The 20740-nt window shown below is 35.4% G+C and carries 15 protein-coding genes and 1 tRNA gene; 15 read left to right on the forward strand and 1 reads right to left on the reverse strand.

Going from position 1 to position 20740, the window contains the following annotated elements; all coding sequences use genetic code 11:
- Nucleotides 1-174 precede the first annotated feature (174 nt).
- From QWY87_RS04725 to QWY87_RS04765, 9 genes are all read left to right on the forward strand, one after another.
- The gene (locus tag QWY87_RS04725; protein ID WP_290288855.1) at nucleotides 175-2361 is read left to right on the forward strand and encodes a prolyl oligopeptidase family serine peptidase; all 2187 of its coding nucleotides are present in this window, start codon (nucleotides 175-177) and stop codon (nucleotides 2359-2361) included.
- Between the two features lie 260 nt (nucleotides 2362-2621).
- Complete coding sequence (locus QWY87_RS04730) at nucleotides 2622-3425, forward strand: glycogen synthase (protein WP_290288858.1); 804 nt, start codon at nucleotides 2622-2624, stop codon at nucleotides 3423-3425.
- Entirely contained in the window at nucleotides 3426-4628 is a 1203-nt protein-coding gene (gene glgA, locus QWY87_RS04735) for a glycogen synthase (RefSeq protein WP_290288862.1), read from the forward strand.
- Entirely contained in the window at nucleotides 4628-5281 is a 654-nt protein-coding gene (locus QWY87_RS04740) for a glycogen synthase (RefSeq protein WP_290288864.1), read from the forward strand. Before glgA ends, QWY87_RS04740 begins: the two co-directional genes overlap by 1 nt.
- Before the next feature lie 2 nt (nucleotides 5282-5283).
- Nucleotides 5284-6549 carry a glucose-1-phosphate adenylyltransferase gene (locus tag QWY87_RS04745; RefSeq protein WP_290288866.1) on the forward strand — a complete coding sequence of 422 codons (1266 nt, stop codon included), beginning with the start codon at nucleotides 5284-5286 and terminating at the stop codon, nucleotides 6547-6549.
- Nucleotides 6550-6566: 17 nt separating this feature from the next.
- The gene (locus QWY87_RS04750; protein ID WP_290288871.1) at nucleotides 6567-8504 is read left to right on the forward strand and encodes an alpha-1,4-glucan--maltose-1-phosphate maltosyltransferase; all 1938 of its coding nucleotides are present in this window, start codon (nucleotides 6567-6569) and stop codon (nucleotides 8502-8504) included.
- 3 nt (nucleotides 8505-8507) lie between these two features.
- Nucleotides 8508-10136: a trehalose synthase gene (locus QWY87_RS04755; protein ID WP_290288873.1), complete on the forward strand. Its 1629-nt coding sequence runs from the start codon at nucleotides 8508-8510 to the stop codon at nucleotides 10134-10136.
- Nucleotides 10137-10140: 4 nt separating this feature from the next.
- A complete protein-coding gene (gene glgB, locus QWY87_RS04760) occupies nucleotides 10141-12051 on the forward strand; it encodes a 1,4-alpha-glucan branching protein GlgB (RefSeq protein WP_290288875.1) in 1911 nt (636 codons plus the stop codon).
- Between the two features lie 161 nt (nucleotides 12052-12212).
- Nucleotides 12213-14618 carry a glycoside hydrolase family 31 protein gene (locus tag QWY87_RS04765; RefSeq protein ID WP_290288878.1) on the forward strand — a complete coding sequence of 802 codons (2406 nt, stop codon included), beginning with the start codon at nucleotides 12213-12215 and terminating at the stop codon, nucleotides 14616-14618.
- Between the two features lie 167 nt (nucleotides 14619-14785).
- Here QWY87_RS04765 and QWY87_RS04770 read toward each other — a convergent pair whose 3' ends face one another.
- A complete protein-coding gene (locus tag QWY87_RS04770; RefSeq protein WP_290288880.1) occupies nucleotides 14786-15124 on the reverse strand; it encodes a DUF6249 domain-containing protein in 339 nt (112 codons plus the stop codon).
- Nucleotides 15125-15261: 137 nt separating this feature from the next.
- Here QWY87_RS04770 and QWY87_RS04775 point away from each other — a divergent pair, with 137 nt between their 5' ends.
- The 6 genes from QWY87_RS04775 to QWY87_RS04800 all read left to right on the forward strand — a co-directional run bounded on the left by QWY87_RS04775 (nucleotide 15262) and on the right by QWY87_RS04800 (nucleotide 20709).
- Nucleotides 15262-15837 carry an RNA polymerase sigma factor gene (locus QWY87_RS04775; protein ID WP_290288883.1) on the forward strand — a complete coding sequence of 192 codons (576 nt, stop codon included), beginning with the start codon at nucleotides 15262-15264 and terminating at the stop codon, nucleotides 15835-15837.
- A complete protein-coding gene (locus QWY87_RS04780; protein ID WP_290288885.1) occupies nucleotides 15834-16325 on the forward strand; it encodes a hypothetical protein in 492 nt (163 codons plus the stop codon). The genes QWY87_RS04775 and QWY87_RS04780 overlap by 4 nt, the downstream gene beginning before the upstream one ends.
- A 145-nt stretch (nucleotides 16326-16470) precedes the next feature.
- Nucleotides 16471-16544 (forward strand) — tRNA-Asn (locus QWY87_RS04785).
- A gap of 252 nt (nucleotides 16545-16796) precedes the next feature.
- The gene (locus tag QWY87_RS04790; RefSeq protein WP_290288888.1) at nucleotides 16797-17825 is read left to right on the forward strand and encodes a sugar phosphate isomerase/epimerase family protein; all 1029 of its coding nucleotides are present in this window, start codon (nucleotides 16797-16799) and stop codon (nucleotides 17823-17825) included.
- A 131-nt stretch (nucleotides 17826-17956) separates the two neighbouring features.
- Entirely contained in the window at nucleotides 17957-18724 is a 768-nt protein-coding gene (locus QWY87_RS04795; RefSeq protein WP_290288891.1) for a DUF6174 domain-containing protein, read from the forward strand.
- A gap of 410 nt (nucleotides 18725-19134) precedes the next feature.
- Nucleotides 19135-20709: a TPR end-of-group domain-containing protein gene (locus QWY87_RS04800; RefSeq protein WP_290288894.1), complete on the forward strand. Its 1575-nt coding sequence runs from the start codon at nucleotides 19135-19137 to the stop codon at nucleotides 20707-20709.
- Nucleotides 20710-20740 lie beyond the last annotated feature (31 nt).

Genomic DNA, 20740 nt, shown 5'->3' on the forward strand with positions numbered 1-20740 from the left:
TTCAGTACTTGTGAATTTCACCTTTACCGACATATTGGATAAAATCAGCTATATTTACAGTGCTTATTGAAAAAGAGCGAAATACATTAATTTACTGATTTAGAAAAAGTTATTGTTTTTTTTGAATGCTCATGCATTTATCTCCGGTTTAATTAATAACCAAAACCAAACCCAATGAAACGCTTTTTACTAGTATTATTACTGGCTGGTCATGTTGTGACTTTAGCCCAAACCCAACCTGTTGCTCCGGTTAAAATTGTTACCGACGAATACTTCGGACAAAAAATTGATGATCCTTATAGAAATTTAGAAGATTTAAAGAATCCTGATGTAGATCAATGGTATAAAGGCCAAGGTGATTATACAAGAGGGGTGTTAGATAAAATTAACGGGCGAGATCAATTAGTGGCCAAGTTTAAGGAATTTGATAAAAGACAGTCATATTCGGTTTACAATTTAAGGATCACAGAAAACGATCTATATTTTTACCTTAAGGAAACTCCAGATGATGAAACCGGCAAACTATACTATAGAAATGGTTTCAAAGGAGAGGAAAAGTTGCTTTTTGATCCTGAAAAATTCAGAGTAGAGGAGAAAGTTCACTATACGATTTCTTCGATTTCTCCAAACAATGATGGTAGTAAAATCGGGATAAGTGTTTCTGCCAACGGAGCTGAAAATGCAACCATTATGGTCATGGACGTCAGCAAAGAAACAATGCTTAAGGACCAATTATATCCTTGCTGGACCTCTTTTATGAATTGGCTGCCTGATGGGAACTCGTTTTTCTATGGCAAGTATAATTCTGATGATGTTCATGTAAAAGAAGCGACTCATGATACGCAAACATATCTTCACAAAGTTGGCGACGCACAAAGTGCTGATAAAGAAATGCTTTCAAGAAGGATGAATCCTGAATTAAAAATCTTACCAGAAGAATATCCTGTCATGGTTTATGATAAAGACAGTGATTTATTGTATGCTTTTATTTCTACTGTTGAAAATAATATGAAAGTATTTTATGCTAGTTTCAATGAATTGGAAAAGAAAAAAGTGACCTGGAAAAAATTGATTTCAAGAAAAGATAAGATTGAAGATTTTTATTCAGATTCGAAAAGCTTTTATTTTAGGTCAACCATGGATGCACCAAATTACAAAATCCTAAAAACATCGATAGAAAAACCAGATTTGAAAAATGCTGAAGTTTTAGTAGCTGAGAAGAGTGATGAAGTATTAAGAGATTTTGTCATCACAAGTGATGGTTATTATTATACAACCATGAAAAATGGCGTTGAGGGAAAAGTCTATACGGCAGATACAGATGGAAAGAATTTTGAAGAGATACCATTGCCCTATGCGGCGGGAAGAGTTAGTATTAGTAATAAAGATATGAATCACAATGATGTTTGGATCAGTATGTCAGGCTGGACCCAAGATAATCATCGATTTAAATACTCAAAAAGTAAAGGCACATTTAATGATGAGACACTATCATTTAATGCTAAATATCCTGAATTTGAAGATTTGGTTGTTGAAGAAATTATGATTCCTTCACATGATGGGGTTATGGTGCCAGTATCTATAGTTTATAAGAAGTCTTTGGTGAGAAACGGTGATAATTCTTTAATGCTCTATGGTTATGGGTCTTATGGAAATGAAATTAGACCTTTCTTTTGGCCGGTCTTTCTATCCTGGGTAGATGAGGGCGGCATTTTTGTAGTGTCACACGTACGTGGAGGTGGAGAGCTCGGAGATCAATGGCATAAGGCTGGATTCAAAAGTACCAAGCCAAATACTTGGAAAGACTTCATTGCAACAGCAGAGTATTTGCACGAAAACAAATACAGTTCACCCGAAAAGACAGCAATATTTGGAGGTAGTGCTGGCGGTATATTAGTTGGTAGAGCCATGACAGATAGGCCCGATTTGTTTGCAGTGGCTATTCCTTCTGTTGGATGTATGAATCCTGTTAGAATGGAGAATTCGCCTAATGGCCCGGTCAACGCTCCTGAGTTTGGAACAGTAGCGATTGAGGAAGAATTTAAGGCCTTATATGAAATGGATGCCTACTTACACATTCAAGATGGGGTTGAGTATCCCGCAACCATGGCAACTGCTGGTATGAATGACCCACGTGTAATCGCTTGGCAGCCTGGTAAATTTGCAGCAAGATTACAAGCAGCCAATGCTTCGGATAATCCGATTCTTTTCAGAGTAGATTATGAATCTGGTCATGGAATAGGTGATTCAAAATCTAAAACTTTTGAAGAGTTTGCTGACATATTTGGTTTTGCTTTTTGGCAGACAGGTCATCCTTCTTATCAGTCTATTAGAACTGATGAAGCTCCTCTTGCAAAATAGAAGTTCGTCATATAATAAAAGAACATATTACCCATTGTAATATGTTTTTTTATGCGCAATAAACAGGTTTTATTAAATCGAGAATTATTATCTCTAAAAAGAGAACATTCACAAGAATTGTTTTTAATTTTTATGTTGAATTAATATAAGCGTCTAATTTTTTTCGAATAACATAATTATTTTATATATTAAAAAATTCAAACTCAAAATAGTATACCGCTGATTTTAAGCGGTATACATTTTTATTGTATCTAATTATCATGGAGATATTGAATGTCAGTGCGGAGTGTTTTCCGGTTGCAAAAGTAGGAGGGCTAGCAGATGTTGTTGGTGCCTTGCCTAAATACCAGAAAAAACTTGGTGTTGAATCAAAGGTTATCATGCCTTTTTATGATAATGACTTTAAAAAAAACAACAAGTTTAAAGTTGTCAATACAGGTAATTTAAAGCTGGGTAAGCTTAGGTATGAATATGAAATTCTAAGACCAATCATACCCTTAGACTTTACAATACTTCTTGTTGATATACCAGGCTTGTTTGATCGTTCTGATGTCTATTCTTACGAAGATGATGTGGAGCGATTTTTGGCTTTTCAATTGGCCGTGCTCGATTGGTTAAACAGGAAAACTAATAAACCATCGGTTATTCATTGTCATGATCATCAGGCAGGATTCATACCTTTTTTAATGTCACACGGGCTTAAGTATAGCAGTTTGAAAGAAATACCAACTGTTTTTACAATTCACAATGCACAATATCAAGGCCAGTTCGGATACGATAAACTCAAATATTTTCCTGAATTTGATTTAAAGAAAATGGGCCTCATTGATTGGGATGGTTCTATTAACCCTTTGGCAACTGCAATTAAAAGCTCATGGAGAGTAACGACTGTGTCGCCCGGCTATCTGGAAGAATTAAAAGCGAACGCAAATGGATTGGAAGAGTTGATCAATCAGGAGAGTGAAAAATTTTCGGGGATCTTAAACGGTATTGATACAAATGTTTGGAATCCGGAAACGGATGAACACTTAGTTAAAAATTATTCAAATAAAAGCATCAAATAAATGAAAGCATTATTTTACACAAGAGAGTTTCCACCCTATGTATACGGAGGAGCCGGAGTGCATGTTGAATATTTAGCAGGAGAACTATCTAAATTAATGGAAATTGATGTCAGATGCTTTGGAGATCAGGACGATAAGGATGGAAATTTATCTGTTAAAGGGTTTCCGTTTGATAATGTTGATTTTGATAATTCGAATGACAAACTTAAGGCGGTTTTTAAAACCTTGAGTACCTGTATACATATGAATGCTGACGAAGTGGATGCTGATATTGTGCATTGCCATACTTGGTACGCGCAATTTGCTGGTATTGTAGCCAAACTTTGTTATGGAATTCCATTAGTGATTACAACCCACTCATTGGAGCCTTTAAGGCCTTGGAAAAGAGAGCAACTTGGAAGAGGTTATGATGCCTCTTCTTGGGTTGAAAAAACAGCTATTGAAATGGCAGATGCCATTATTGCGGTTTCTGAGGAAACAAAAGTAGACGTGCTGAATAATTTCAATGTAGATCCTGAAAAGGTTAAGGTAATTTATAATGGAATTAACCTAACGGAATATGTGGTTACAGATAAAGTTTCGACCTTAGAAAAGTACGGTATTGATCAATCTAAACCTTTTGTATTATTTGTAGGCAGAATTACGAGGCAAAAAGGAATTATACATCTGGTCAATGCAGTTAAATATATAGATCCCGATACGCAGATTGTGCTTTGTGCCGGTGCACCGGATACACCCGAAATCGCAAAAGAGATGGAGGATAGCGTTGCTGAGGTTAAGAAAGACAGAGATAATGTGATTTGGATCGATGTGATGTTAGAAAAAGAAGAGGTAATTCAGTTGTATTCTCACGCAGATGTATTTTGCTGCCCTTCTATTTATGAGCCTTTTGGTATAATTAATATTGAAGCTATGGCATGTGAAACGGCTGTTGTTGCCAGTGCCGTTGGCGGAATAAAAGAAGTTGTGGTTCATGGTGAAACGGGCTTGTTGGTTCAGTTAGAGCAACAAGAAGAAGCACCTTTTGAACCAAAAGACCCTGATAAATTTTCACGAGACCTTGCCGAAGGAGTAAACCAATTGATTAACGATAAGGAGCTCACTAGAAAGATGGCTAAGAATGGAAGAAGAAGGGTGGAAGACACCTTTGATTGGATCGCAATAGCTAAGCAAGTAGAAGATTTATATAAATCGCTGATTTAATGAAGCAGGAATTATTGGACAAAACCCGTGAAATTACAGATTTCACATCTGGGAAGCAGGCCAATAAGTCAGACCTTTGTAAAAGATTCGGGCTTGACGAATCCTTGCCATTATTTGTCTTTATCGGAAGGTTGGTTAATGAAAAGGGTGCTGATTTGTTTCCGGCGGTATTGTACAAGTCATTGCTAAAAAAGGATTGCTCTCTGTTTATTCTAGGAGAAGGAAAGGATTCAATAGAGTCAGAGTTGAAATCATTGCGGTTTCATTTTAATAAAAATTATGCAAGCGTCATTGGTTTTGATGAGGCCTTAGCTCATAAGCTGTATGCTGCAGCTGATTTTCTTTTGATGCCTTCGAGGGTTGAGCCTTGTGGATTGAATCAAATGTATGCTTTGAGATATGGTACCATCCCGATTGTAAGAAGAACGGGAGGCTTAAATGATTCAGTTATCGATATTGGAGACGGTGGATTTGGATTCTGCCATGTGCAGGCATCTGTAAAAGATGTTTGTGATTCAATGTTGAGAGCCAAGGAATTATATAAAAATAAAAAAGAATTAAAACGAATAATAAAAAAATGCATGAGAATTGATCATTCTTGGGATATATCAGCCCAAGAATATTTAACTTTATACAAATCTTTAACCCCATAAATATGTTCAGTAAAAAAGTATTAGGAATCATACTAGGAGGAGGACAAGGTTCTCGATTATATCCTTTAACAGAAAGCAGGTCAAAACCCGCAGTGCCAATTGCCGGGAAGTACCGATTGGTGGATATTCCAATCTCCAATTGTATTAATTCTGAGATAAAGAGAATGTATGTATTGACGCAGTTCAATTCAGCGTCCTTGAATCGACATATAAAAAACACCTATCATTTTAGTTTCTTTAGCCAGGCCTTTGTAGATGTGCTTGCAGCTGAACAGACTCCTATGAGTGATACCTGGTTTCAAGGTACAGCGGATGCTGTCAGACAGAGTATGCATCATTTTCTAAGACATGATTTTGAATATGCCTTGATACTTTCTGGGGATCAACTATATCAAATGGATTATAACCTGATGGTTGAACAACATGTCAAGACTGGTGCAGAAATTTCAATAGCTACAATTCCGGTAAATGCCAAGGATGCTACTTCATTTGGAATCCTAAAATCAGATGACAAAAATGAAGTGACTTCCTTTATAGAAAAGCCAGAGAAAAAACTTTTACCAGACTGGACTTCTGAGGTGAGTGATACGATGAAATCTGAAGGAAGGAATTATCTTGCTTCCATGGGTATTTACATATTTAATAGAGAACTGCTCATTGAATTAATGAAGAACCCTGACACAAATGATTTCGGTAAAGAAATTATTCCTCAGGCATTGAGTAAGCATAAAATCGCAAGTTATCAATATGAAGGATATTGGACGGATATTGGAAATATTGAATCTTTCTTTGAAGCCAATCTCGGTTTAACAGATGATATTCCATCTTTTGATCTTTATGACAGGAATAAAAGAATTTATACCAGGGCCAGAATGTTACCAACTTCAAAAATTTCTGGAACTACTTTAAACCGAAGTGTAATCGGAGAGGGTTGTATCGTGCATGCTGCGAAAATTGACCGCTCAGTAATTGGAATTCGATCTAGGATAGGAAATGAATCTACGGTAATCAATACCTATATGATGGGGAATGATTCTTACGAAACCTTAGAAGAAATTGACAAGAACAAGACCAAAATTTTAATGGGTATTGGAGAGCGTTGTTTTATTAAGAATGCGATTATTGATAAGAATTGCCGAATAGGTGATGATGTAAGAATCAATGGTGGTTCGCATTTGAAAGATAAAGAAACAGATACTTACTGTGTTAGAGAAGGTATTGTTGTGATTAAAAAAGGAGCTATTATCCCGAAAGGATACGTTATCTAAGAAAAAATTATAAGCGCATGCAAAAGCAGCAAAGAGTGGTTATTGATCATGTTTCGCCACAGATCAATGGAGGAGAGTTGTCTATTAAAAGAGTAGTAGGCCAATTGGTAAATATTTCTGCTGATATATTGGCTGATGGGCATGATCTCTTGGCAGCCTCTATTTTATATAAGCATCAAAACGAGAAAAAATGGTCTGAAGTGAGGATGGCTCCCGGTCATAACGATGATTGGTTTGGTGCTATTAAAGTTGAGAAGCAAGGAGTCTATAATTATAAGATTGAAGCTTGGGTTGATTATGCTTTGAATTGGCAATATGGAATTGGTCGAAAAATAGCTGACAACCAGCATGTAAATTCTGAATTGGAAGAAGGAGTCCTTTACCTCAAATCTGTTAGAAAAAAAGCTAATGAAACCGAGAAGTCCTATCTTAAAAAGTTAATAGACCTCTTTGTAAATGAGCATGCTTATGATGAGGCAGTGCGAGAAGCCGTTGGTGACAAACTAAAACTTATTTTTGAAAAATATCCAGAGAAATTTCTGGCAAATACTTCTGAACAATTTCCTGTTTATGTTGATAGGAAAAAGGCATTATTTAGCACCTGGTATGAGTTTTTTCCAAGATCGTCTAGTAAAAAAGAAGGCGAGCACGGTACCTTCAAAGAATGCATTCCTTTATTAGATAGGGTTGCTGAGATGGGATTTGACACTTTGTATTTTCCTCCCGTACACCCAATTGGTGAAGTAAATCGCAAAGGAAAAAATAATACGACCACTGCAGAAGAAGGAGATGTTGGTTCATGTTGGGGTATTGGGTCACGTCAAGGCGGACATAAAGACATTCATCCTGATCTAGGCACCTTAGATGATTTTAAAGACTTAATAAAAAAAGCAAAAGAATTTGATATTGAAATAGCGATGGACTATGCCCTTCAGGCAGCTCCTGATCATCCTTGGGTGAAAGACCATCCATCATGGTTTAAGTGGAGACCAGACGGGACTGTTCAATACGCTGAAAATCCTCCAAAAAAATACCAGGATATTCTTCCCATTTATTTTGAATCGGAAGATTTTAAAGGATTATGGAAGGAATGCCTTGATGTGTTGAATTTTTGGATAGATTGTGGTATTAAAATTTTCCGAGTAGATAACCCGCACACAAAGCCTTTTTATTTTTGGAACTGGATTATCAACGAAGTTAAAAAGAATCACCCTGATATTATTTTTCTGGCGGAAGCCTTTACAAGACCAAAAGTTATGCAGGAATTGGCCAAACAAGGCTATTCACAATCTTACACTTATTTTACCTGGAGAGATAATAAGCATGAATTGATAAGCTATGTTGAAGAATTGACTAAGACGGAGCAATCAGAATATATGCGGCCTAATTTCTGGCCTAACACACCTGATATTAATCCTTTCCATCTGCAAGGTGCCAATGAATCAAAGCATATTCAACGTTATGTGTTGGCAGCAACTTTAAGTTCGAATATTGGTATTTATGGACCTGTATTTGAACAAATGCTCAGTCAGGCATTACCTGGTAAGGAAGAGTATTTGAATTCAGAAAAGTTTCAGATCCAACATTATGACTGGACTGCTGAGAATTGGTTAATTAAACTGATTTCAGGAATTAACAAGGCAAGAAAAGAATGCGAAGCTTTGCAACAAACCAATAATATTAGGTTTTGTCATATTGATAATGATCAGTTAATAGCTTTTTATAAATGGAATGATGAGAAGACAAGCGAAGTACTGGTAGTAATTAGCCTTGACCATCATCATGCCCAACGTGGTACGGTACAATTGCCCATTCAGGATTTGGGTATTAGTGGCAATGAGCAATTAAAGATCAGAGATATATTACCAGATATTGAGTACACTTGGAATGGTGAATGGAATTTTGTAGAATTACATCCTAATATGCCGTTTCATATTTTCGAAATAATTAAATAATCTATGCCAGATAAGGCCACCAATACGGAATTACAATCCACTTTTGAATTTGAAGGTGTTTGGGAAGAACTGCTCGAAAATAAAGATTTTATTGAGATATTCTTGTCAGAGGTTCTTGAAGATTATATCATTAAACAGAGATGGTACGGTGGAAAGGCCAGTAAGTTAAAGTATATTGAACTCAGTGAATATTTTAGAATTCAACAACATGGGGAGGTCTATTTTGGGCTCCTTTTAGAAATAGATTTTTTTGAAGCTTTTTTCCATCATTATTTTTTACCGATTGCTTTTGTTACGGATGTGAATTTCGCAAAAAGTGATCGTATTTTGCCCATTAAGATTCAAGGACAGCAGGGCTTTATAATTGATGCTATTAATTTAGAAGCTTTTAGAAAACTTGTCTTTGAGAGAATATTAGGTGCTGCTCCTTTTGACAGGACAAAGGTGCAATACCACAGGAGTGAATCCTTTAAGGATGTTGTATATGAATCTTCAAGATTCATGGGTTTGGAGCAAAGCAATACTTCGATCATTTATAATGAAAAGTATGTTTTAAAGTTCTTTAGACGCATTTTTGCTGACAAGAATCCTGATTATGAAATGAGCAGATTTCTAACTGAGATCAAAGATTTTAAGAACACACCATCTTACCAAGGGAGCTTAAATATCATTGATTCTGAAGAGGTTAATGTCACGATAGCATTGATGCAAAAACTGGTTCCCAATGAAGGAGATGCCTGGGATTACATGCTCAAAGAATTGAAATGTGTTTTTGAAAATTTAGAGACCAAACATATCAACATTGGAAATTTGCCAATAGCAGATAGGTTTGAAAGGATGCAAATCAATGAGGTAAAACCTGAAATCATTGATTGGATAGGCCTTAATTTGTTACTTAAGATACAACAGCTCGCTGTAAGAACAGCTGAAATGCACGTTGTGTTGGGCTCGGAATTTGAGGATACAGCTTTTACACCAAATCACTTTAACGGAGATTATGAGGTGTGGTTAAAGAACAGGCTTTTATATCAATTTCAGAACAGACTCAATATTGTTGAGAATGGAATGCATAAGCTTGAAGGCATGGCGCTTGACCTTGCAAAGGAATTTTTAGAGAAAAAGACGCTGATAAGAAAACGGATCACTAATTTTGATTGGACAGCTTTGAAAGGTGAACGAATCAGGGTGCATGGTGATTACCATCTTGGACAGATTCTTGTAACCAATAATGACTTCTATATCCTGGATTTTGAAGGAGAACCTGAAAGTACTATTCGTGATAGAAAAGTAAAACAGCCTCCATTAAAAGATGTAGCAGGCTTGTTTAGGTCTTTTCATTATGCGATATATGCGACAATCTTTAATAACCCGGATTCATTTAAACGGCCCCAGGAGGAGCTTTTTGAAGCGGCAGAGATACTATACAGTTATTTTACAAGTGTGTTTTTGGGCACTTATACAGATGAAATACAAAATGCCAATTTGAATATTGGCTATAACCAGGAGCGAATATTTATTCTTAAATATTGTCTGCTTGAAAAAGCAGTTTATGAAATAGGATATGAATTTAATTCACGTCCTCAATGGGCTTTGATTCCTTTAAAAGGAATTTCTAATATTATAAATCATTAATGACATGGCAGAAGTAATCAATTATAGTCTTTTTACTGAATTTGATGTAGATCTATTCAAATCAGGAAAGCATTACCGACTTTATGAAAAGTTCGGATCTCACCCAATGACTCTTGATGGAGTTGAAGGGACTTACTTTGCGGTATGGGCGCCATCTGCAAAATCAGTATCGGTCATTGGAGATTTTAATTTTTGGAACGAAAAACAACATCGATTAAAAGTAAGATGGGACGCCTCAGGTATTTGGGAAGGGTTTATTCCTGATGCCAAAGAGGGTATGAGGTATAAATACAAGATTAAGTCAAATCATAATGACATCGTTACAGAAAAGTCTGATCCTTATGCTTTTGCCTACGAAAAGCCGCCAAATACAGCTTCTATTATTTCAAGTGTCGATGGCTATGATTGGAAGGATAAAGCTTGGATGGGCTATAGAAAAGATAAAAATGGTTTGGATAAACCTTATGCGGTATATGAGGCACATTTGGGTTCTTGGATGCGAAATGCCGATGACAATAGTTTTTTAAGTTACGAGCAATTAGCTGATAAATTAGTGACTTATTTGAAGCAGATGAATTTTACACATGTAGAGTTTATGCCGATAATGGAGTATCCTTATGATCCTTCATGGGGTTACCAGCTTATAGGGTACTTTGCCCCAACTTCAAGATTTGGTACTGCCCAGGGTTTTATGCATTTATGTGATAAATTACATCAAAATGATATTGGAATCATCCTTGATTGGGTGCCTTCTCATTTCCCTTCAGATGATCATGGTCTAGGCTTTTTTGATGGTACTCATTTATATGAACACCCTGACCCGCGAAGAGGGTACCACCAAGACTGGAAGAGTTTGATTTTTAATTATGGTAGAAATGAAGTGAAATCATTTTTAATAAGTAATGCATTTTACTGGTTTGACAAATACCATATTGATGGATTGCGAGTTGATGCTGTTGCATCAATGCTTTATCTTGATTATTCACGTGAAGATGGTGAATGGGAACCAAATATCTATGGAGAAAGAGAGAACCTCGAAGCCATTGATTTCTTGAAAGACTTTAACCGTGAGGTATATGCAAATTTCGATGGAATTCAGACTATTGCTGAAGAATCAACTGCTTTTACCGGAGTGACCAATGATGTCGCTTTTGGAGGTTTAGGTTTTGGTATGAAATGGATGATGGGATGGATGCATGACACATTAGAATATTTTTCAAAAGATCCTGTTTACAGGAAGCATCATCAAAATGAAATAACCTTTAGTTTGGCTTACGCCTTTTCAGAAAAATTTATGTTACCCTTATCCCACGATGAAGTGGTATATGGCAAGCAATCACTTTTAGGTAAGATGCCGGGTGACGAATGGCAGCGATTTGCAAATTTAAGGTTACTTTATGCTTATATGTATACGCATCCAGGAACCAAATTGATGTTCCAGGGAGGTGAATTTGGACAGTCTGAAGAATGGAATTTCTCACAGAGCCTAGATTGGCACTTATTGGAATTTAAACCACATAAAGGCTTGCAGACCTTTGTTAAGGATCTTAATTCATTTTACAAAACAACTCCTGCTTTATATGAAAAAGCTTTTAGTGGAGAAGGATTTGAATGGATTAATTATGGAGATCATGAAAACTCCGTAATCTCATATATCCGTAAAGGACATGATGAAAAGGACGATGTTATAGTGCTATGTAATTTCAATCCAGTGGTTCGAAAGAATTATGAAATTGGCTTACCTCGCAAAGGGAAATTAAAACAGGTTATGAATAGCGATTTTAAAAAGTATTTTGGCAGCGGTATCAGCAATTCAAAAGAAATTGCTATTAAAAAAGAAAGCAGAGATGGCAGGCCTTTTTCTGCATCGATTACCTTGCCTCCTTTAAGTCTGGTCGCCTTTAAGATAATATAGTATAGAAATTAGGTTTTAAAGAGAAATACCCCGTTATTTTTTTATTCTTCATAAAAATGACGGGGTATTTTTAGGATATCCACATTGATTGAATTAGCGAATTTCATTAGGTTTGTAGGCTGTGAAATATGCTGCTCCTCAGGGAGATAAAATGATGATTTATGATTTTAAATACGGAGTTAGAAAACAAAGGGAATTTATTCCCATCTAAAATAATTTCTTACCGAAAAGACGTTGATACCTTTTATTTTACAACCGAAAACTTTGTAGTATTACAGGTGACGGTTCGCAGAGATAGCGTACTAAGATTCAGGTATAGTACAAAAACGATATTCGACAATGATTTTTCATATGCTATTACCAAATATGCAAGTGAGGGCTATAACCATTTAGATCTAACCGAAGATAAAACGCATTATATTATTACAACTTCTAAATTGATCTGTAAGATCGCAAAAGAAGACATGCGTAAGTCAATATTTGATGCGAAAGACGGGAAACTTATTTGCGAGGATGAGATTGGATTTCACTGGGAAGAGAGTTATGAGTTTGGAGGAGATATTGTTAAGATGTCTAAAGTTTCACAGGATAGTGAAGCCTATTATGGACTAGGTGATAAGCCAGTTGATATCAATTTAAAAGGGAAGCGATTTGAGAATTGGGTAACTGATTCTTATGCCTATGGCAGGGATACAGATCCTATTTATAAATCTATACCTTTTTATATCGGTTTGCATCACACCAAGGCATATGGAATATTTTTTGACAACACCTTTAGATCTTTTTTTGATTTTTGTGCTGAACGTAGAAATATTACCAGTTACTGGGCTCAGGGCGGAGAAATGAACTATTATTTCATTTACGGACCAGATATGACAGATGTTGTGGCGTCTTATACAGATCTAACCGGGAAGCCGCACGAAATGCCTCCTTTATGGGCTTTGGGATACCATCAATGTAAATGGAGTTATTATCCGGAAGCAAATGTTAAGGCTGTTACCAAAAAGTTTAGAGACCTAAAGATACCATGTGATGCCATTTATTTGGACATTGATTATATGGATGGTTTTAGATGTTTTACATGGAACAAGGAGCATTTTCCTGATCCAAAAGGAATGGTCAAGGAATTAGAAGATGATGGATTTAAAACCATTGCGATTATAGATCCAGGGATCAAAATCGATATGGATTATAATATATTCAGAGAGGCCCTTGAAAAGGATTATTTCTGTAAACGAGCAGATGGCCCTTATATGAAAGGTAAAGTTTGGCCCGGAGAATGTTTCTTTCCTGATTTTACTGATCCAAAAGTTCGTGAATGGTGGTCTGGCTTATATAAAGAATTAATTGAAGAAATAGGCGTTAAGGGAGTCTGGAACGACATGAACGAACCTGCTGTAATGGACGTTCCTGGAAAGACATTTCCTAACGATGTAAGACATAATTATGACGGGAACCGTTGTAGTCATAGGAAGGCGCATAATGTATATGGAATGCAAATGGCCAGAGCAACCTATCAAGGGTTAAAGAAGTTCTCATATCCCAAACGACCTTTTGTAATTACTAGAGCGGCTTATGCAGGAACTCAACGTTATACATCAACATGGACGGGTGACAATGTTGCCACCTGGGATCATTTAAACATAGCGAATATACAAGCACAACGATTAAGTATGTCAGGATTCTCTTTTGTAGGATCAGACATCGGAGGATTTGCTGAACAGCCTAATGGAGAACTCTATGCACGTTGGATACAACTAGGGATGTTTCATCCTTTCTTTAGAACACATTCATCCGGAGATCACGGAGATCAGGAGCCTTGGGCATTTGGATCAAACATAACCGATATCGTTAGAAAATTTATTGAGATCAGGTATGAATTATTACCTTATATGTATACTGCTTTTTGGAGGTATGCAGAGGAAGGAATTCCGATTTTAAAATCCTTAGTATTGTTTGATCAGGAAGATCCGCATACGCATTATAGAAATGATGAATTTATCTGTGGAGAAAAAATTCTTGCTTGCCCAATTGCTGAACCAAATGCTAAAGGAAGAAGAATGTTTATCCCTAATGGAGAATGGTATAATTTCTGGGATAATGAAGTAGTGCAAGGAGGAGAAGAAGTGTGGGTGGATGCTGATCTTGATTTCATGCCAATTTTTATAAAAGCTGGGTCGATTATTCCAAAATACCCTGTGCAACAGTATGTTGGTGAGAAGACGATTGATCAGTTAATTCTCGATGTTTATTTCAAAGAAGGAAAAGAAAAATCTCAGGTGTATGAAGACGCACATGATGGTTATGATTATAAAAAAGGAAGGTTTAGTTTAAGGGATTTTAAATTGATTGGAAAGAAAAAGTCATTGGTTATCCAGCAGTTTAAATCAGGAAAGTATATGACTCCTTATGAGACTTTTCAAATCAATTTGAAAGGACTACCTTTTAAAATAGCGAAAATTGAAATTGATAATGAAGAATTAGATCTTAAAAAATTAAAGATCAATGGTGAGAATTCATTTGTAGTGACCAAAGATTTTAACAGACTATATATAACAGCCAAGTAAAATTGGAATTGTAAGAAACAAAAAAAGCTGTCAGTGTTGACAGCTTTTTTTTATCGAGCCCCTCACTTAAGTGAGGGGCTCGCTAGTGTCTCGAAGTATCAAAAGTAAACTACATTCTTTTGAATACTTTTTGACTCTGATTTTTTTTACTTTTGGTTTTTCCAGATTTACTCTTGGTCAACCCTGTCCTTCTTTTCTATCATTGCATTTGCTACCAAGAACATACCTCCGAATAAAAAGATCATTGACGGATAAGCCACTTCTTCATCTAATACTGTGTAGCTTTCGAGTAGTGAGGCAATTAAAATACCAATTCCTATACCTACTGCCAACATCCCAAATTTTAGGGTAAGATTTGAACGATGGTTTTTTTTGGTTGCGAAAAGAGAGGCATCTGCTCCTTTTTCAATTAATGATAATCTTTCTTTGTTTCTCGTATTTAGAAATACATAAGCGATTCCGAATATTGATGAGAATACTATTAAGGGGATTAGAACTTCTGTCATAATTTAGTTATTTAAGTTATACATGTTGCTTTCTAAATAAGACGCTGCATTCAAAAACCAGGTTACATTTTTTATTAAATAAAATTTTTTGCTTTAACTTGTAACCTCAAGATCAGCTAAAGTGTCTAATACTATAGATGGATATGAATTCAGATCAAATATATATTGATAAAGTATTATCAGGCGACACAAATGCTTTTGCTTATTTAATTAATAAGTATAAGGATATGACCTATACAATAGCGATAAAAATTGTTAAAAGCCATGAGGATGCTGAAGAGGTGGCTCAGGATAGTTTTTTAAAGGCTTATGAGAAATTGAATACTTTTAAAGGAAATGCCAAGTTCTCTACCTGGTTGTATACTATTGTGTATCGGAATTCTATTACGAAAATTAGGAAGAAAAAGGTAGACACATCTGATATAGATGATTATGTGATCGACAATCATAGTGAAGGAGATGAATTTCCTCAAATTGAGGCGATGAAAAATGAAGAACAGCAAAAGTATGTAAGAGAGGCTATTGATAAATTGCCGGAGAAAGATGCATTATTGATTACCTTGTTTTACATGAATGATAGTTCAATAGAAGAGATCGAACAAATTACAGGTTTGACCCAATCGAATATAAAGGTGAAATTGTTTAGAGCAAGAAAAAAATTGAATCAGGAATTATCGCTATTATTGAAGGAAGAATTAAAAACAATATTATGAACGATGATGGAAAAATAGACAAGCTATTACGTGAAAGCCTTAGAATGGAGCAGCCATCTATTGACTTTACGGATAAGATCATGGGGCAAATAGAAGCCATGGATACCAAGGAGGAGAAAGCGCTAAGTAGTGTGTTAAAGAGAAATGCATTACAGAGCCCGTCGTTGAACTTTACTGACAGAGTGATGGGGCAAATCGAAAAGTCTTCTATAGCCATTGTAAATAAGCCAATTATAGGTAAGAAGGCTTGGGCTTTTATTGGAATCTGTTTGACTTTGATAGTTGTCTATGTATTGGCAGCGCCGAGTCAAGAAACCGCTACTTCTTTATATCTGGATAATGCGATGGCTAAATATGATGGGATGCTTTCATTTGATCTTCCTGGTATATTAAGTTCTCCTTTATTCGCGATTAGCGTATTTGCTTTAAGCTCTCTTTTATTTCTTGATTATTTTCTTAGAAACAGATCACTATCATTGAAAATCTGATACTTACATATATCATAAATCACCCTCTTGACTTCTTAAATGATTGTTTAATGTCAAGAGGGTATTTTTTTTGAAAAATTTTTTGGAAAACGCTTGCTGAAATTCGAAAAACAATTATATTTGCACACCTTAAAAAGGAAAACATTCCTCCTTAGCTCAGTTGGTTAGAGCATCTGACTGTTAATCAGAGGGTCCAAGGTTCGAGTCCTTGAGGAGGAGCAAAAAACGTCAGCATTAGCTGGCGTTTTTTTTGTTTATTATATTCTTGAGGAGCTTAAATCATCCATTAATCCTATGACTTAGAGGATTCGTATAATACTCAAGACAAAATTTGACTCTTTTCTTACACTTTTCTCGAGGATCTTCTGAATAACTTTGTACGCTCTTTTTTTGTAAATATTTTATACCTTTATCCGTGAATTTTCAATATGGAAATTCGAACTTCATATTAATAATTAAAATTATCAAAAAATGAAAATTTCTTTTCAACTATCAAAAATCATGATGATGGTTTTTGCATCAGTTCTTTTTTTAAATTGTAATTCTGGGCCCAAATCTTCTGAGCAAGATGAAGCTAAAGAAAATCTTGAGGTAAAATCAGTTGAAAAAGAAGCTGATTTTAAAATTTCACTGGCCCAATGGTCTTTACACAAGACTTATTTTGGCGGACCAATAACTGATTGGAGTGGATTTGCAAGGTTGATCAAAGAATCACCGGATTCAGTGTTAAAAGGCGATGCCGATCCAAAGGATTTCCCGGTATTGGCAGCTGGTTATGGTATTCACTCCATTGAATTGGTGAATACCTTTTATTTTACAAAAGTTGATGATATGGCTTACTGGACAGCCTTTAAAGAGCAATGTGATAAATCTGGCGTTTCAGTTGGATTAATTATGTGTGATTTGGTTGGTAATTTGGCGGATGCCGATGCAAACGTGCGTTTGAAAGCTGTTGAAGACCATTATAAATGGGTAGATATAGCCAGTTTTCTAGGCGCTCGCTCTATTCGCGTAAATGCAGGTGGGGAAGGCACCGCAGAAGAGGTGGCAACAAATGCAGTTGACGGTCTTTCAAAATTAGGCGCTTATGGTGCTTCAAAAGGAGTCAATATCATAGTAGAAAATCATGGGGGCTATTCTTCTGATGGATCTTGGCTTTCGGGAGTGATGAAAAAGGTTGGAATGGAAAATGTTGGAACCCTTCCTGATTTTGGAAATTTCTGTATGCAACGCGGACCAGAAGGATGTGAGAAAGAGTATGACAAGTATAAAGGTATCGCTGAGTTGATGCCCTATGCAAAAGGAGTTAGTGCCAAATCAAATAAATTTGATGAAAACGGCAATGAAACAAAGTCTGATTATTTAAGAATTATGAAAATAGTTAAGGAGTCTGGTTTCAAAGGATATGTTGGAATCGAATATGAGGGCACGGAGCTTTCAGAAGATGATGGAATAAAAGCGACAAAGACCCTTCTCGAAAAGGTGTTTGCAGAACTTTAGAGGATGAAAAAGCACCTGTGAAAGCAGGTGCTTTTTTCTTTAAGTAAAAAAATAAAGGGTATTCGCAATGTTTTAAGTGGCATGATTTATGCTCAAAACATGGCAAGTATTTAAGAGAAAAAATTAAATTTATGAAACCTTTATTGTTGGTTCTTGTTTCCCTAATAATTCTATCCTGTGATACGGAGGGTAAAATCCTTTCCGATCGTGAAATACAATTGGAATCGTTAAAGAAAAACAGAGATTTATGGAAGAGTCAAAATATTGATCATTATAAGTTTAATCAATCTAAAATATGTTTCTGCTTGTTCGAAAATGATGAATTCGATTGGAGTATTGAAGTTAAGAAAGGTCAAGATGCCTTTGTCAGATATAACAATAACTTAATTGATGCACTGCCAGATTACGCCTTATCAATAGATCAATTATTTAATCAAATAGAAAGTGAATTAAATCGCAATCCATATCCTCATAAAATAGTGGTTAAATACAATTCAGAATATGGTTTTCCTGAGATGTTTTCAATTGATATCGATGAGCTGATAGCAGATGAAGAATATAGCTTTATCAATTCTGAATTCAAAATAATAGAATGTGAATCAAAGTCTTTTACTGGTAAATTGGTTTTGAAAGGAATATGTATGAATTATGTTATTGAAGTACTTGATGGAGATATGGACCAAAATTTAATCGAGAATGAATGGACAAACGAATTAACGAATGTTTCTTATGATAATGTTTTTGCATTGGGCAGCTATTGTAGTTTCCCTGAAAACATTAAAGAAGGTGATACTTTTCAATTTTCCATTGAAACTAATGATATTAATCAAACTTGTGCGGTTTGTGAGGCTTACAGTCCTACTCCCAATAAGTCATTAAAGATAAAAGTATGTGAATAAATCTCATAAGACTTAATTGCTAACACTATATTTTTATTCAAATATTATTAGAAAAATAAATTCAAAAAGCACCTGCTTTTGCAGGTGCTTTTTTTGATTGTATTGTTCCCTTAAAGACTCCATAAAGTTTTCTTGACAATCTATATTTTTTCGATCTGATAGTTTTGATAAATTTTATTTGACTCGTTACAATTCTTCCAAAATTTCTCCTTGTTTTAGTAAATATTATATAAAATCAGAAGTTTTACATTCTTAATTTGTATATAAAAGATAGTTGTTTAATGCTAAAAGAGAAATATAAGTAATAACTTTAAGCTCAGTGTTTAAGACACCAATTAATAAGAAAACCTACAAATTTTTAAATACAGGATAAATATGTGTCATTAAACAGAAACTAACTTTGAAATAAAGTGAATATAAAAAGATACATAGCAGAACTCAAAAGGCGTAATGTATTTAAACCGGCAATAGCTTATTTGCTGGTGGCGTGGTTAATTGTTCAGGTGGCTGATATAGTTCTTTCAACTTTTGAGGCACCACCTTATTTCATGAAAACCTTGATGTTTTTCTTAATTATTGGCTTTCCCTTGAATTTAATTTTTACTTGGATATACGATTTCACGCCTAAAGGATTTAAGAAAACTGAACAAGCTGAAGAAGAGGTGACGTTTACATCAAAATCCAATCAACAATTTGATAAAAATATTAAAAAACTTGCTGTATTGCCGTTTCGCAACATCGGTTCGGAAAAAGACAGTGATTATTTTAGTGATGGTCTTACGGAAGAAATCATAATTCGCTTGTCAGGAATCAAGGATCTTGAGATTGCTTCACGAAGCACTTCCATGCAATATAGAGATTCGAAATTGGATATTATATCATTGGGTCGCGAGTTGAAAGCAAGATACCTTTTACAAGGTGCAGTACGGAGAAATAACGGTGATTTAAGAATATCGACAGAGTTAATTGATGTCGAAAAAGATGCTGAACTATGGGCTGAGATCTATAGTGGGAAAATGGCTGATGTATTCGAAATTCAGGAAAAGGTATCTAAGCAGATTGTAAAGTCATTGCAACTAAGGATTAGTCAAAAAGAAAAAGTGGCACTAAAGAAAAGAGCAACTATGAATAGCGATGCCTTTGATGCGAACTTAAGGGCTCGTGAGTTTCTTTTTCGATATACCAAGAGTTACCTGCTTTGGTCTATAGATCTTTTTCAGAAGGCATTGGATTTTGACCCAGAATATGCAGCTGCCTATGCTGGTATGAGCGAGGCCTATGCGATGTTATATGAAACACATGATAAAATACCTGTATGGCTCGAACGGGCCGAGCAGGCAGCTTTAAAAGCACTCATCTATGATCATGGTTCTTCTGAAGCTTATAGCGCCTTAGGTCTGGTTTATTATAATAGAAATTTATTGGATGAAGCATTATTATCGGTTCAAAAGGCAATTTCATTTGATCCGGATAACTTTTTTGCCTATTGGATAAGAGGTCGCCTTTATAGAATGAAAGATAGAGATGCTGAAGCTGTAATTGACTTTAATAAAGTGTTAGAACTTAATCGTGACTTCCATTCGGCTTATGGAGATTTACAGATGTCTTATGAGAAATTAAAAGACAAAGAAAAGCTGGAGGAAACGATTCAACGGGCAGTACTGTTTTATCCCAACTATTTGATGCATAAGCCTGAGGATGCCCGTGCCCATCAATTTTATGCTTTTACATTAGAAAGACTGGGTCGCAGAAAAGAAGCTAAAGAAGAAATGAGAAGAGGAATTGAGATAAATCCAAATGACCTGATTATTGTTTATAATGCGGCCTGTTTTTATGCATTAATAGGCGATAAAAAGACGTCGATTGAAATTCTTAAAAAAGCAATAGATAATGGATTTGAAAATTTTGAGTATATCAAACATGACCCTGATCTTTATAGCTTGAATGAGGAGCCTGATTTTATCGCTCTGTTACATGGAAAATAAAAGTTACAAATAAAATTATAAAGGAATTTTT

Origin of the sequence: Lutimonas halocynthiae, from assembly GCF_030409835.1 — a bacterium.
Taxonomy (GTDB): Bacteria; Bacteroidota; Bacteroidia; order Flavobacteriales; family Flavobacteriaceae; genus Lutimonas; species Lutimonas halocynthiae.

Coding starts and splice junctions, on each gene's coding strand:
- QWY87_RS04740 (WP_290288864.1), top strand. CDS start 4,628: ATGAAGCAGGAATTATTGGACAAAACCCGTGAAATTACAGATTTCACA.
- QWY87_RS04780 (WP_290288885.1), top strand. CDS start 15,834: ATGAACGATGATGGAAAAATAGACAAGCTATTACGTGAAAGCCTTAGA.
- QWY87_RS04770 (WP_290288880.1), bottom strand. CDS start 15,124: ATGACAGAAGTTCTAATCCCCTTAATAGTATTCTCATCAATATTCGGA.
- glgA (WP_290288862.1), top strand. CDS start 3,426: ATGAAAGCATTATTTTACACAAGAGAGTTTCCACCCTATGTATACGGA.
- QWY87_RS04755 (WP_290288873.1), top strand. CDS start 8,508: ATGCCAGATAAGGCCACCAATACGGAATTACAATCCACTTTTGAATTT.
- QWY87_RS04795 (WP_290288891.1), top strand. CDS start 17,957: ATGAAACCTTTATTGTTGGTTCTTGTTTCCCTAATAATTCTATCCTGT.
- QWY87_RS04745 (WP_290288866.1), top strand. CDS start 5,284: ATGTTCAGTAAAAAAGTATTAGGAATCATACTAGGAGGAGGACAAGGT.
- glgB (WP_290288875.1), top strand. CDS start 10,141: ATGGCAGAAGTAATCAATTATAGTCTTTTTACTGAATTTGATGTAGAT.
- QWY87_RS04725 (WP_290288855.1), top strand. CDS start 175: ATGAAACGCTTTTTACTAGTATTATTACTGGCTGGTCATGTTGTGACT.
- QWY87_RS04765 (WP_290288878.1), top strand. CDS start 12,213: ATGATTTTAAATACGGAGTTAGAAAACAAAGGGAATTTATTCCCATCT.
- QWY87_RS04730 (WP_290288858.1), top strand. CDS start 2,622: ATGGAGATATTGAATGTCAGTGCGGAGTGTTTTCCGGTTGCAAAAGTA.
- QWY87_RS04790 (WP_290288888.1), top strand. CDS start 16,797: ATGAAAATTTCTTTTCAACTATCAAAAATCATGATGATGGTTTTTGCA.
- QWY87_RS04750 (WP_290288871.1), top strand. CDS start 6,567: ATGCAAAAGCAGCAAAGAGTGGTTATTGATCATGTTTCGCCACAGATC.
- QWY87_RS04775 (WP_290288883.1), top strand. CDS start 15,262: ATGGATATGAATTCAGATCAAATATATATTGATAAAGTATTATCAGGC.